The following is a 13332-nucleotide window of genomic DNA, read 5'->3' on the forward strand; positions in this document are numbered from 1 at the left end:
GATCAAGCTTAAAGTGCACAGTCAAATAGACAAGGCGAATGTACGAGCCATACACATGCACATAGACATAGACAAAGCAGAACGTTGAAACAGAGTACAACAGACTTATGACAGGGCGAAAACACTGCGGGACCTATACCTAAAATTGATTGCTACAGATCACAACACTCAACATAAGTAAGTACCTGAAATTAAAAATCTTCAAATCCCTTCGCCATCCGCTGAATTTGTGCCAAAGGAACGCCGTGGCGATTGCGTTTCGCGCATTCCTGCTGATGAGCCAGACTGCTTGGTTCACCCACAAGCACAATTCTAACTTGATAACCTAAGGCTTTTGCCGCCGCTTCATAGGCCATGTATTCCCAGTGGCACAGATTGGTATTGTCACAAATAACCACGGGCTCGCTTGAAGAAAGTGCCAGAATAAACCCCGTCAAATTACATTGATGAAACTCAGGTAATTTCTTGGCATCGAAACGGTATTCATCTTCATGGTAGAAAAAACTATCGGTCGAAAATACGCCACGTTGCCGCACGCCAATGGCTTTTTCTAAAGGAAGGGAAAGAATGTAAGTTTCAACCCAATGTGACTTACCACTGCCCGGTAAGCCACGCATTATAATCGCAACTTTTTCGCTCATGTGTTCGACTCACTGCCAATCACTCGACCCGCTAAAATGGTATCAACCAACTGAGGCACTAACTCCCCCGCTTTTCCTGTGAGGTGATATTGAAACTGACTGTGTCTATCGGGTGCCATCATATTCACTTCGACTGTTTGAGCCCCATGATGGTTAGCTGTATCCACAAAGCCCGCGGCAGGATACACAGTGCCAGAGGTGCCAATGGCAATAAACAAGTCGCAGTTATCCAGCGCATCGTGAATTCGATCCATCCCTAAGGGCATTTCACCAAACCACACCACATGGGGGCGTAATCGCTGGGCCGGAATACAACAAGTACAGCAATTATCGGCACCAAAGGGCTCACGTAAAATAAAGGTCTGACGTGAGCGCGGACAACGGCCTTTGGATAATTCACCGTGCATATGCAATAGACGACGCGAGCCCGCACGCTCATGCAGATCATCAATATTTTGTGTGATGATAAGTAATTGACCTTTAAAGTCCGCTTCCAACTTTGCTAAGGCCACATGCGCTGCATTGGGTTCAACCGTGCCACTATGCAGTTGCAACCAACGACTATTGTAAAATCGCTCTACCAATTCAGCATCACGCTCATACCCTTCTGGTGTAGCAACGTCTTCAATATGATGCTCTTCCCACAGACCATCTTGATCGCGAAAGGTGCGTAAACCCGACTCAGCAGAGATCCCTGCGCCGGTTAACACCACAATTTGCTGGTACATGCCGATTCCTTATTATTTTATTTATTTGAATTATTCTCACTGACTTTGGCAGCCGTGAATATTATTCCTTGGTATAACCATACAAAAACTATGCTTGAATTGCCGCAAAATATTGTGATTTAACGCCTATTGACACAATTTATCTGCATATCGCCCTAGAAAGCCAGAACAAAGGTTTAAGTTTTCAACCTGAGCACCTATAATGGCAAACACTATCCACGGATGAACCTATTGGTTCTGCAATCAAGAGATTAGCAATGACAGATGGAAATCAAGCGCTAAAAAAAGCGGGTTTGAAAATTACCCTGCCACGAGTCAAGATCCTAGAACTGATGCAAGGACCTGAAAACCAACATATCAGTGCAGAAGATTTGTACAAGAAGCTGCTCGATATCGGTGAAGAAATTGGTCTAGCCACCGTCTACCGTGTGTTAAACCAATTTGATGATGCAGGTATTGTCAGTCGCCATCATTTTGAGAGCGGTAAAGCCGTTTTCGAACTATCGACTCAGCATCATCATGATCACTTAGTTTGCCTATCGTGTGGCAAAGTGATTGAGTTTTCAGATGAAGTCATCGAACGTCGTCAAGATGAAATTGCCATGAAACACAACATTAAGTTGACTAATCACAGCTTATATTTGTACGGCACTTGCACCAACGATACCTGTGAGCATAACGACGCCTAAGTCGGCCATTGTGTTTATAAAGAATTAAGCAAAAAACCAGCCTAAGGCTGGTTTTTTATTAGATGATGTTTACGGGTAAACCGCTATAACACCTTGGCGTAGATATTCACTTTATGGCCCATAAACTCATTTTGCTCACGCCAATGCATGCCCACACGCTTAGCCACACCTTCAGAACCGAGATTCCCTGCTAAGATAAGTGCAATCGTCTGGTCAATGCCAAAACGTTTAAATTCGGCTAATGCAGCAAATGCGGCCTCAGTACCAATTCCAGTTCCCCAATACTCAGGGAAATAACGATAACCCAGTTCGACTTCGCTGAATTCTGGAATAAATTTCGGACCACAAAAACCAATCACCCGCTTATCAGCTTTATGCTCTACCGCCCAACGACCAAAACCATGTTGCAGATAATCGACTTGGATCACCTTGTGAAACAACTCAACCGCCTGCTCGCGAGCTGTAAATGCCGCGGTGGGAATGTACTTTAGCATCTCGGGATTACTGTTCATCAAATAAAGCGCTTCACAATCTTGCTCAGTAAATGGTCGAATAATTAACCGTTCAGTTTGGGTTATCATCTTTGCTCCTTCAAAAATGGCACTTAAAAATCAACCAATGGTTCGCTTAAAGTGCACTGGCGTAACGTCAACGACACTACGCCAATACCTCAAGCTTAACGGTGGAAATCACCACTGCGCTCAGGCTGATACAGGATTTCTTCAATACGCACTTTTACCATAGAACCACCCGGACCTGGCCATTCAATTTCATCACCTTGAGAGAGCCCTAATAATGCGCTGCCCACTGGCGCCAAAATAGAAATCGTGCCCGCGCCGTTCACGTCTTTTGGATACACTAAACGTAAACAGAAAGTCTCATTACTGGATGAAACGCTAAACTTCACTTCTGAATTCATGGTCACCACATTCGCGGGCACCTGTGATGCAGGCACAATATCGGCTCTGTCTAATTCAGCCTCCAATGCCGCTTTGCCCGGAAACGCATTTGCCGGCAGTGACTCCAATAATCGCTCTAGTCTTTCTAAGTCAATTTCCGAAATAATGATTTTAGGTGTTTTCACAATTTTTCCCTCGTAAAAAATGTGATGTTTAAGCCGTTACTGTGGCTAACATCGACTCTGTTGCTTACCCTCCCCCAATGCGATAAGCCCCATAAAACAAATACGCTCGCAACGATAGACTGCAACCGTGTTAAATAAATTTGAGTTCAAGATTTTTTGCAGAACAGCACTGAAGCCATAAGCACTTAGCTCATGGTTAATGGCTCTACTCACATTATCCTCGCCAATGACACAGACGAGCGCGTAGTAGAGAAGCATCAATCTAACCCGTAGAAGCAAAAATATCTAGTCTTCATGGTGTTAGCTCAATCCCATTCCTATGATTTACTGCGCTTAGCTGCCGAAATTACAGCCAATAAAAAAGGCGCCTTAGGCGCCTTTTATATTCGAAAGGTTAGCTTACCAACCTGTACGAATACGCAGCGCTTTGCCGATATCAGCAAGCGAGCGGACAGTTGTCACGCCCGCTGCTTCTAATGCAGCAAATTTGTCTTCTGCAGTACCTTTACCGCCAGCGATAATCGCGCCAGCATGGCCCATACGCTTACCTGCAGGTGCAGTGACACCCGCAATATAAGACACAACAGGCTTAGTCACGTGTGCTTTAATGAAAGCCGCCGCATCTTCCTCAGCGTTACCACCGATTTCACCGATCATAACGATCGCTTCAGTCTGTGGATCGTTTTGGAACATTTCCAGTACATCAATGAAGCTAGTACCTGGAATTGGGTCACCACCAATACCTACGCAAGTAGATTGGCCGAAACCTTCATCCGTTGTTTGCTTAACCGCTTCATAAGTCAGAGTACCTGAACGAGAAACGATGCCCACTTTGCCTTTTAAGTGGATGTGACCTGGCATAATGCCGATCTTACATTCACCTGGGGTGATAACACCTGGGCAGTTAGGGCCGATCATGCGAACGCCAGTTTCTTCAAGCTTCACTTTAACTTGCAGCATGTCCAGTGTAGGAATGCCTTCAGTGATACAAACGATAAGCTCGATGCCACCGTCGATAGCTTCAAGAATGGCATCCTTACAGAACGGAGCCGGAACATAGATCACAGAAGCAGTCGCACCAGTCGCAGCCACAGCGTCTTTCACAGTGTTAAACACTGGCAGACCTAAGTGAGTTTGACCACCTTTACCAGGAGACACACCGCCCACCATTTGCGTACCGTAATCGATAGCTTGTTGTGAGTGGAATGTACCTTGACCGCCAGTGAAACCTTGGCAAATTACCTTGGTATCTTTATTGATTAAGACAGACATTATTTGCCCTCCGCAGCTTTAACTACTTGCTCAGCCGCGTCAGTTAGACTGGTAGCTGCAATGATATCTAGACCTGATTTAGCTAATACTTCACGGCCAAGTTCAGCGTTAGTACCTTCTAAACGAACCACAACAGGTACTTTAACGCCCACTTCTTTAACTGCGCCGATAATACCTTCTGCGATCATGTCACAACGTACGATACCGCCGAAAATGTTAACCAGAACCGCTTTCACATTGCTGTCAGACAGAATGATTTTGAATGCTTCTGCTACACGTTCTTTCGTCGCGCCGCCGCCTACGTCTAAGAAGTTCGCTGGCTTGCCACCGTGTAAGTTAACGATATCCATAGTACCCATCGCCAGACCTGCACCGTTCACCATACAGCCAACGTTACCGTCTAATGCAACGTAGTTCAGCTCGAACTTAGCAGCGTGAGCTTCGCGGGCATCATCCTGTGATGGATCGTGCATGCCTTTGATTTTTGGTTGACGATAAAGTGCGTTACCGTCGATACCGATTTTACCGTCTAGGCAGTGTAGGTTACCTTCAGTGGTAATAACCAGTGGGTTGATTTCAAGCAATGCGAAATCATGATCAACGAACATAGTCGCCAGACCCATGAAAATCTTAGTGAACTGCTTCATTTGAGTTGGGTTTAAACCTAACTTGAAGCCAAGATCACGTGCTTGATAACCTTGTGGGCCAGTCAAAGGATCTATGATTGCAGTGTGGATGAGTTCTGGCGTTTCTTCTGCCACTTTCTCAATTTCAACACCACCTTCAGTCGACGCCATGAACACAACACGACGAGTCGCGCGGTCAACAACGGCACCTAAGTACAGTTCGTTAGCAATGTCGGTACAGCTTTCTACTAAAATTTTAGCAACTGGCTGGCCTTTCTCATCAGTTTGATAAGTCACCAGATTTTTGCCTAACCAGTGTTCGGCAAAGGCTCTGATTTCTTCTTTATCGCCAGTGACTTTAACGCCACCTGCTTTACCGCGGCCGCCTGCGTGTACTTGACACTTAACAACCCATAAATTTCCGCCAATATGGCCTGCCGCTTCTACAGCTTCTTGGGCTGTATCACATGCAAAACCTTCTGACACTGGTAAACCATATTCGGCAAATAAGGATTTTGCCTGATACTCATGCAAATTCATGATGATCTATCCGTATACTTCTAATCAAATCCAACTGGCCCGTTTGGGCCAGTCACGAGGGTATGTCTGGCTATTTCTTTAAGCGCAATCTCTTATCGAGTTGTGTTACAGATCAAGCAGCAGACGAGTTGGGTCTTCTAGGAAGTCTTTAATCGCAACCAAGAAACCAACAGACTCACGGCCATCAACAATACGATGGTCATATGAGAGTGCTAGGTACATCATGGGCAGGATTTCAACCTGACCATTGACTGCCATTGGGCGATCTTTAATGGCATGCATGCCTAAAATCGCACTTTGTGGCAGGTTAAGGATCGGTGTAGACATCAGTGAACCGAAAACACCACCGTTAGTCACAGTGAAGTTACCGCCAGTCATGTCAGCCACAGTCAGCTTACCGTCACGGCCTTTAAGGGCTAAGTCACGAACTGCTTTTTCGATTTCAGCTAAGTTCATGGTATCTGTGTCACGTAACACTGGTGTTACCAGACCACGTGGTGTTGATACTGCAATGCTGATGTCGAAGTAGTTGTGATAGACGATATCGTCGCCATCAATAGACGCGTTGACTTCTGGGAAACGTTTCAGCGCTTCAGTCACGGCTTTGATGTAGAAAGACATAAAGCCTAAACGGATACCGTGGCGCTTTTCAAAGATATCTTGGTATTGCTTACGGATATCCATGATTGGCTTCATGTTCACTTCGTTAAACGTCGTGAGCATAGCGGTAGAGTTTTTCGCTTCTAACAAGCGGTTTGCGATTGTCTTACGCAGACGTGTCATTGGCACGCGCTTCTCGCTACGGCCAGCCGCTAACGGAGCTACAGCAGGTGCTGCTGGCGCCGCAGCTTTAGGGGCAGACTTAACGAAGGCTTCTACGTCTTCTTTCGTAATACGACCACCCACACCAGTGCCTTTTACTTTGCTGGCATCAACATTGTGCTCAGCCAGTAAACGGCGTACAGATGGGCTTAACGCATCACTGCTTTCATCGCTAGTTTCAGCTACAGGCGTTGCCGCTTCAGCTTGCGCTTTAGTGACTTCTTTGCCCGATACAGCACCGGCGATGAATTTAGCGATCACTTGTTCACCCAGAACAGTGGCGCCTTCTTCAAACAAAAACTCGCCAATGTGGCCATCTTCTGGCGCAACCACTTCAAGAACCACTTTATCGGTTTCAATATCAACCAGGTTTTGATCACGAGAAACTTGCTCGCCCACTTTCACATGCCAAGTGGCAATCGTGGCATCGGCAACAGATTCTGGTAGTACGGGTACCTTGATTTCGATACTCATGAAAAACTATCCTTTTATAAAATGTCTATTACTACAGTGTGATTGTAAGTTTCAGGGCACTGTTCACTAAAGATTCTTGCTGATGTGTGTGCAACTCAGGGTAACCACACGCTGGTGCAGCTGACGCTTCACGACCAGCATAAGTTAACTGTGCACCTGCAGGAACCGCGGCCCAGAAATGGTGTTGACTAGAGTACCAAGCACCTTGGTTCTGTGGCTCTTCCTGACACCAAACAAAATCTTTCACATGTTGGTAATCAGCCAAAGCAACGATCATTTCATCATGTGGGAACGGATATAACTGTTCGACACGGATTAACGCTACGTTAGTGATATTTTCTTTACGACGTTTTTCCAGCAGCTCGAAGTAAACCTTACCACTGCAGAAGACAACTCGGTCAACCTTGCTTGCTTCCAACGTATCGATTTCACCGATCACATTTTGGAAACTGCCATTGGCTAATTCTTCCAAGCTTGAAACCGCTAATGGATGACGTAGTAATGACTTAGGCGACATAACAATAAGTGGACGACGCATAGGACGCACCACTTGGCGGCGCAACATATGGTAGACCTGTGCAGGTGTTGAAGGCACACACACTTGCATATTGTGGTTAGCACACATCTGCAAGAAACGCTCTAAACGGGCGCTTGAATGCTCAGGGCCTTGACCTTCATAGCCATGGGGTAACAGCATAGTCAGACCACATAAACGGCCCCACTTCTGCTCACCCGATGACAAGAACTGATCGATTACCACTTGGGCACAGTTAGCAAAGTCACCAAACTGGGCTTCCCAAATAGTCAATCCGCCGGGTTCTGCTGTGGCATAACCATACTCAAACGCCAGTACTGAGGCTTCAGATAATACTGAGTCAGTAATATCAATTGGGCCTTGTTCATCAGCAATATTGCGCAGTGGCATGTAAGTCGTGCCATCGTTTTGATTGTGCAATACAGCATGACGATGGAAGAAAGTACCGCGGCCAGAATCCTGACCTGTAATACGTACACGCTTGTTGTCTTCCAGAATTGAGGCATAAGCCAGCGTTTCTGCAAAACCCCAATCGAGTGGCTTCTCGCCTTTTGCCATCGCTAAACGGTCGCTATAAATCTTAGCAACCCGTGATTGCAATGGATGACTTTCAGGTACATAGCTCAGTTTGTCAGCCAGACTTTGTAAACGCTCAGCCGACATAGAGGCTTGATACGCTTCGTCCCACTCACGACCGATATACGGAGTCCAGTCAACAGAATGCAGCGTCATTGGGCGCCATTCTTTAACCACACAATCACCTTGATCTAATGCATCACGGTAATTATTGATAAGACCAGTCACATCATCAGCTGCCATCACGTTTTCAGCGATTAGCTTGTCTGCATAAATCTTACGTGGCGTTGGGTGTTTCTTGATCTTGGCATACATCAGCGGCTGAGTTGCACTTGGCTCATCGGCTTCGTTATGGCCATGACGGCGATAACAGACCAATTCAACCACCACATCACGTTTGAACTCGTTACGATAATCAACGGCTAACTGCGACACAAAAGCAACGGCTTCGGGATCATCAGAGTTAACGTGGAAAATCGGTGCCTGAACCATCTTAGCGATGTCAGTACAGTATTCAGTCGAACGAGTGTCCGCATGGTTAGACGTCGTGAAACCCACTTGGTTGTTCACTACGATGCGAATACTGCCGCCGACTTTAAAGCCACGGGTTTGAGACATGTTGAATGTCTCTTGTACTATCCCTTGACCCGCAATGGCAGAGTCACCATGAATAGTAATAGGCATGACTTGCAAGCCATCCTTACAACCACGACGGTCTTGACGGGCACGTACAGAACCGATGACCACAGGGTTAACGATTTCAAGGTGCGATGGGTTGAAGGCCAGTGCTAAATGCACATTGCCACCCGGCGTTTCGAAATCAGAGGAGAAACCTTGGTGGTACTTAACATCACCAGAACCGTGGGTATCAGCATGCTTACCCGCGAACTCGTCAAACAGTTCAGCTGGACGCTTACCTAATACGTTCACTAACACGTTCAGACGACCACGGTGAGCCATACCGACGACGATTTCTTTAGTACCGGCTTCACCTGCACGATAAATAATTTCGCGCATCATAGGCACTAACGCATCACCGCCTTCTAACGAGAAACGTTTCGCACCAGGGAATTTAGCACCTAAGTATTTTTCAATACCTTCTGCGGCGTTAAGGCCTTCAAGAATGCGTGTCTTAACACTTTTATCGTAGTTAGCTTTACCTAAGGAAGGTTCGAGACGTTGTTGGATCCAGCGTTTCTCATCGGTATCGGTAATGTGCATATATTCAGCACCGATAGAACCACAGTAGGTGGCTTTCAGCGCTTTTACCAAATCCGCGAGCTTCATGGTTTCGCCACCATGAGCAAAAGAACCTGTATTAAACTCACGTTCCATGTCTTCTTTAGTCAAGCCGTGGAAGGCAGGATCTAAATCAGCTACGGGTTCACGTTTCCACAGTTCGAGGGGATCAAGATTAGCACCTTGGTGACCACGGAAACGATGGGCGTTAATTAATTGCAGGACTTTAACTTGTTTAGCATCCATTTCAGGATCCGTCACACGAGCTGAGCTCTTATGGCGACCTTCTAACGCTAAACTGCGAAAATAATCACGTACTTTTGAGTGAGCAGCTTCAGGCGCATCAACAGAGGCACCGTTCACAGGAGGGAGATTATCAAATACCGCACGCCAATCATCAGCGACTGACTGTGGGTCTTCTTGATAGGCTTCATACATCTCTTCTACGTAGGTCGAATTTGCACCACTTAAGTGAGATGATTCGAGCCAGGCTTTCATGATGCCTTGGTGCATTTCTATTCCTTTCAAACTTTATACACGTGCTTAGCCATAGTATTAAATATGCAGTCTGTAGAGATTACCTTCGACGCATAATTTCTGCCGCCCCTAGATGTCCAGATATACGGCGCGTTGTCTTCCATTACATACGCAAAAGAGTCACCTTCTGCTACCAGAAAGTGACTCTTCAAGAGCTATATTATTATTGGTTTCAGCTCGGGTTCTCGCATTACACTGCTCGCTTCAACAGCATGGACTTAATATGACCAATTGCTTTAGTCGGATTAAGACCTTTTGGACAAACGTCAACGCAGTTCATGATGCCATGGCAACGGAACACGCTATAGGCGTCGTCCAGCTCAGATAAACGTTCTTCTGTAGCTGTATCGCGACTGTCGATCAAGAAACGATATGCATGAAGCAGACCGCTTGGACCGATAAACTTATCAGGATTCCACCAGAATGATGGGCAAGCCGTAGAACAACAGGCACACATGATACATTCGTACAAACCATCTAAATGAGCACGCTCTTCAGGGGATTGTAAGTGTTCACGAGCAGGTTGTTTCTCATCATTGATGAGGTAAGGCTTGATCTTCTCATACTGCTTATAGAACTGAGTTAAATCAACAACTAAGTCACGAACAACTGGCATGCCTGGTAATGGACGTATTTCTAATTTCTTGCCTTTAAAGGTTGAAATTGGAGTAATACACGCCAGACCATTCTTACCATTCATGTTCACGCCGTCTGAACCACACACGCCTTCACGGCATGAGCGACGGAATGACAAAGTCGGATCTTGCTCTTTCAACTTGATCAGTGCATCGAGCACCATCATGTCAGAGCCTTCAGCCACTTCTAAGCTGTAATCCTGCATATACGGTTTAGTATCTACGTCAGGATTGTAGCGATAAACTGCAAATGTCAATTTCATCTTTGCAACTCCTAGTAGGTACGTTTCTTCGGCGGGAATGCTTCACGTAACTTAGGTGCCATGTTCACTGCACGACGATCCATCGTTTCAGTGATTGGGTCAAATAAGCTGTGGCATAACCAGTTCTCATCATCACGCTCTAAATAATCTTCACGTGAGTGAGCACCGCGGCTTTCAGTACGGAAGTTAGCCGCGTAAGCCGTGGCGATTGCCGTTGCCATCAAGTTATCTAACTCTAAACATTCAATACGTTGAGTATTGAATTCACGAGAGTTATCAGACAATTTAGCATTTGCAAGACGTTCACGAATCACTTTCAACTGCTCTAACCCTTCAGCCATAGCATCGCCACGGCGGAATACAGAGAAGTTTAATTGCATACACAGTTGCAGATCCTTACGGATTTGCGCTGGATCTTCGCCATCTTTGTTGCTTTCCCAACGATTCAGACGAGCCAGAGAGGCTTGAATATCTGCATCACTTGCGTCTTTTGGATCGTCAGTCTCATCCAAAGCTTTACCTAAATGCTGACCCGCTGCGCGGCCAAAGACCACTAAGTCAAGCAGTGAGTTACCACCTAAACGGTTTGCACCATGTACAGATACACAGGCAATCTCACCCACAGCGAACAGACCAATAACATCTTGTTCAGTGCCGTCTTCATTCTTACGAATAACTTGACCACTGACCTTAGTTGGTAGACCGCCCATCATATAGTGACACGTTGGTAGTACTGGAATTGGACCATCGGCTGGATCGATATGGGCAAAAGTACGAGACAATTCACACACGCCTGGTAAACGTGCTTCTAATGTTTCTTTACCTAAGTGATCAAGCTTCAGCAAACAGTGTGGGCCTAATGGACCGTCTAAACCACGACCTTCGCGGATTTCAGTCATCATAGAACGTGCTACCACGTCGCGTGATGCCAAATCTTTCGCGTTAGGGGCATAACGCTCCATGAAACGCTCGCCGTCTTTGTTCAGCAGATAACCGCCTTCACCACGACAACCTTCAGTCACAAGTACACCCGCGCCGGCGATGCCAGTTGGGTGGAATTGCCACATTTCCATGTCTTGCATTTGTACGCCAGCACGCATTGCCATACCTACGCCGTCACCGGTGTTGATATGCGCGTTAGTCGTCGAAGCGTAAATACGCCCTGCACCACCGGTCGCAAGAATCGTTGCTTTAGCTTTGAAATAAACGATATCGCCCGTTTCAATTTCAATCGCAGTACAACCCACAACGGCGCCATCATCGTTTTTAACGAGATCTAATGCATACCATTCTGAGAAGACTTGCGTCTTATGCTTAACGTTTTGTTGGTATAAACAGTGAAGCAAAGCATGACCAGTACGGTCGGCAGCTGCCGCAGTACGCGCAGCCTGCTCGCCACCAAAGTTCTTAGATTGACCACCAAATGGACGTTGGTAAATCGTACCATTTTCGAAACGAGAGAAAGGCAAACCCATTTGCTCAAGTTCAATCACGGCTTCAGGACCGGTTTTACACATGAACTCGATCGCTTCTTGGTCACCGATAAAATCGGAACCTTTCACGGTATCGTACATGTGTTGTTCCCAATGATCTTCATGGGCGTTACCTAACGCAACAGTGATACCACCCTGCGCAGATACGGTATGAGAACGGGTTGGGAATACTTTTGATAAAAGCGCACAGCTTTTACCTTCTTTGGAAATCTGCAGCGCTGCACGCATACCAGCGCCACCGGCACCGATCACTACAGCATCAAATTCGCGTACTGGAATACTCACTTAGACACCCCACACAATAACAATGCCGGCCGCTAAATAACAAAATACGGTAACGACAAAGGTGAACTGTAAAACACCACGTAACGACGTGCACTTAACGTAATCTGTCAGCACTTGCCATACACCAATCCAAGCATGTACTAATAAGGCTACCAGCGTCAGAAGTGTAAACACTTTCATTGGCAGAGCACTAAATAGGCCATGCCAGACGTCGTAGGTGAGAGGGGAACTACATGCAATAAAGCCAACCAAGAAAATGGTGTAACAGGCGAGGATCACTGCACTAGCGCGTAGTAGAATATAGTCATGAACACCACTGCGTCCAAAACTTGCTGCATTGGTTACCATACCCAGATCCCCGCTATGATTGAAAAGGCTACCGTTAAGGCAAATACAGCTTTCGCTGATGCGGCACCCGATGACAATTCTTCCCAACGACCGGTATCCATTACTAAGTGGCGCAGGCCACCAAACAAGTGATACGCCAGTGCAGTCATAATGCCCCACAGGATAAACTTCATCACGAAGTTATCGAATAGAGACTGTACGCCAGCGAAACTTTCAGCTGATGCTAAAGATGAATTTAGCAACCAAATGAGAATGCCAACTGCGAACAGCATGATGACACCGGAAACACGGTGAAGAATTGACACAATCGCTGTTGCAGGAAAGCGAATGGTCTGCAGATCTAAATGGACAGGTCTTTGCTTTTTCACGTTCTGCTCACTCAGCTCCATTGAGCATTTTTTTTGTTATGTGAACCGCTTTTGTACAAACTTTAAACAGGAGGTTGATCACTGCAAAAGTAAACACAAAAGCAAAGTTTAAACAAACAGTTAACTATCTGAGCACGCACTCATTTAACATGTAAACAAAGGGTGCTTTATAATCGT

At 46.1% G+C, this 13332-nt stretch carries 13 protein-coding genes; 1 reads left to right on the forward strand and 12 read right to left on the reverse strand.

Annotated features, from left to right (window positions below):
• Nucleotides 1-191 precede the first annotated feature (191 nt).
• Together L5M37_RS05115 and cobB are read right to left on the reverse strand one after the other, a co-directional pair.
• The gene (locus L5M37_RS05115; protein ID WP_263199631.1) at nucleotides 192-641 is read right to left on the reverse strand and encodes an ATP-binding protein; all 450 of its coding nucleotides are present in this window, start codon (nucleotides 639-641) and stop codon (nucleotides 192-194) included.
• The gene (cobB, locus tag L5M37_RS05120) at nucleotides 638-1369 is read right to left on the reverse strand and encodes a Sir2 family NAD+-dependent deacetylase (RefSeq protein ID WP_028759707.1); all 732 of its coding nucleotides are present in this window, start codon (nucleotides 1367-1369) and stop codon (nucleotides 638-640) included. The genes L5M37_RS05115 and cobB overlap by 4 nt, the downstream gene beginning before the upstream one ends.
• Nucleotides 1370-1626: 257 nt before the next feature.
• On the opposite strand from cobB, the gene fur reads away from it, so the two are divergent.
• Complete coding sequence (gene fur / locus L5M37_RS05125; protein WP_028759706.1) at nucleotides 1627-2058, forward strand: ferric iron uptake transcriptional regulator; 432 nt, start codon at nucleotides 1627-1629, stop codon at nucleotides 2056-2058.
• An 83-nt stretch (nucleotides 2059-2141) separates the two neighbouring features.
• Here fur and L5M37_RS05130 read toward each other — a convergent pair whose 3' ends face one another.
• The 10 genes from L5M37_RS05130 to sdhC all read right to left on the reverse strand — a co-directional run bounded on the left by L5M37_RS05130 (nucleotide 2142) and on the right by sdhC (nucleotide 13176).
• Nucleotides 2142-2639: a GNAT family N-acetyltransferase gene (locus tag L5M37_RS05130; RefSeq protein ID WP_173244472.1), complete on the reverse strand. Its 498-nt coding sequence runs from the start codon at nucleotides 2637-2639 to the stop codon at nucleotides 2142-2144.
• A 95-nt stretch (nucleotides 2640-2734) separates the two neighbouring features.
• Nucleotides 2735-3142, reverse strand: coding sequence for a nucleoside diphosphate kinase regulator (gene rnk, locus L5M37_RS05135; RefSeq protein ID WP_028759704.1), 408 nt, complete (start codon nucleotides 3140-3142; stop codon nucleotides 2735-2737).
• Nucleotides 3143-3541: 399 nt separating this feature from the next.
• Complete coding sequence (gene sucD / locus L5M37_RS05140) at nucleotides 3542-4414, reverse strand: succinate--CoA ligase subunit alpha (protein ID WP_028759703.1); 873 nt, start codon at nucleotides 4412-4414, stop codon at nucleotides 3542-3544.
• Nucleotides 4414-5580, reverse strand: a complete 1167-nt coding sequence (gene sucC / locus L5M37_RS05145) for an ADP-forming succinate--CoA ligase subunit beta (protein ID WP_006081976.1) — start codon at nucleotides 5578-5580, stop codon at nucleotides 4414-4416. The genes sucD and sucC overlap by 1 nt, the downstream gene beginning before the upstream one ends.
• A 105-nt stretch (nucleotides 5581-5685) precedes the next feature.
• Nucleotides 5686-6876: a 2-oxoglutarate dehydrogenase complex dihydrolipoyllysine-residue succinyltransferase gene (odhB, locus tag L5M37_RS05150; protein ID WP_105252694.1), complete on the reverse strand. Its 1191-nt coding sequence runs from the start codon at nucleotides 6874-6876 to the stop codon at nucleotides 5686-5688.
• 31 nt (nucleotides 6877-6907) lie between these two features.
• A complete protein-coding gene (gene sucA, locus L5M37_RS05155) occupies nucleotides 6908-9739 on the reverse strand; it encodes a 2-oxoglutarate dehydrogenase E1 component (protein WP_028759702.1) in 2832 nt (943 codons plus the stop codon).
• 214 nt (nucleotides 9740-9953) lie between these two features.
• The gene (locus tag L5M37_RS05160; RefSeq protein WP_028759701.1) at nucleotides 9954-10661 is read right to left on the reverse strand and encodes a succinate dehydrogenase iron-sulfur subunit; all 708 of its coding nucleotides are present in this window, start codon (nucleotides 10659-10661) and stop codon (nucleotides 9954-9956) included.
• Nucleotides 10662-10672: 11 nt separating this feature from the next.
• Nucleotides 10673-12439: a succinate dehydrogenase flavoprotein subunit gene (sdhA, locus tag L5M37_RS05165; protein WP_011847025.1), complete on the reverse strand. Its 1767-nt coding sequence runs from the start codon at nucleotides 12437-12439 to the stop codon at nucleotides 10673-10675.
• Nucleotides 12440-12787 (reverse strand): succinate dehydrogenase, hydrophobic membrane anchor protein, encoded by a 348-nt coding sequence (gene sdhD, locus L5M37_RS05170; RefSeq protein WP_028759700.1) that lies wholly within the window; start codon nucleotides 12785-12787, stop codon nucleotides 12440-12442.
• Nucleotides 12781-13176: a succinate dehydrogenase, cytochrome b556 subunit gene (sdhC, locus tag L5M37_RS05175; protein ID WP_012089416.1), complete on the reverse strand. Its 396-nt coding sequence runs from the start codon at nucleotides 13174-13176 to the stop codon at nucleotides 12781-12783. Before sdhC ends, sdhD begins: the two co-directional genes overlap by 7 nt.
• Nucleotides 13177-13332: the final 156 nt, after the last annotated feature.

It is taken from the genome of Shewanella sp. SM69 (assembly GCF_025653985.1).
In the GTDB taxonomy this organism is placed as follows: Bacteria; Pseudomonadota; Gammaproteobacteria; order Enterobacterales; family Shewanellaceae; genus Shewanella; species Shewanella oncorhynchi.

What these genes read in the sequence shown, in the direction of transcription:
- L5M37_RS05115 (WP_263199631.1), bottom strand. Translation starts at nt 641, where the DNA reads ATGAGCGAAAAAGTTGCGATTATAATGCGTGGCTTACCGGGCAGTGGT.
- cobB (WP_028759707.1), bottom strand. Translation starts at nt 1,369, where the DNA reads ATGTACCAGCAAATTGTGGTGTTAACCGGCGCAGGGATCTCTGCTGAG.
- fur (WP_028759706.1), top strand. Translation starts at nt 1,627, where the DNA reads ATGACAGATGGAAATCAAGCGCTAAAAAAAGCGGGTTTGAAAATTACC.
- L5M37_RS05130 (WP_173244472.1), bottom strand. Translation starts at nt 2,639, where the DNA reads ATGATAACCCAAACTGAACGGTTAATTATTCGACCATTTACTGAGCAA.
- sucD (WP_028759703.1), bottom strand. Translation starts at nt 4,414, where the DNA reads ATGTCTGTCTTAATCAATAAAGATACCAAGGTAATTTGCCAAGGTTTC.
- sucC (WP_006081976.1), bottom strand. Translation starts at nt 5,580, where the DNA reads ATGAATTTGCATGAGTATCAGGCAAAATCCTTATTTGCCGAATATGGT.
- odhB (WP_105252694.1), bottom strand. Translation starts at nt 6,876, where the DNA reads ATGAGTATCGAAATCAAGGTACCCGTACTACCAGAATCTGTTGCCGAT.
- sucA (WP_028759702.1), bottom strand. Translation starts at nt 9,739, where the DNA reads ATGCACCAAGGCATCATGAAAGCCTGGCTCGAATCATCTCACTTAAGT.
- L5M37_RS05160 (WP_028759701.1), bottom strand. Translation starts at nt 10,661, where the DNA reads ATGAAATTGACATTTGCAGTTTATCGCTACAATCCTGACGTAGATACT.
- sdhD (WP_028759700.1), bottom strand. Translation starts at nt 12,787, where the DNA reads ATGGTAACCAATGCAGCAAGTTTTGGACGCAGTGGTGTTCATGACTAT.
- sdhC (WP_012089416.1), bottom strand. Translation starts at nt 13,176, where the DNA reads ATGGAGCTGAGTGAGCAGAACGTGAAAAAGCAAAGACCTGTCCATTTA.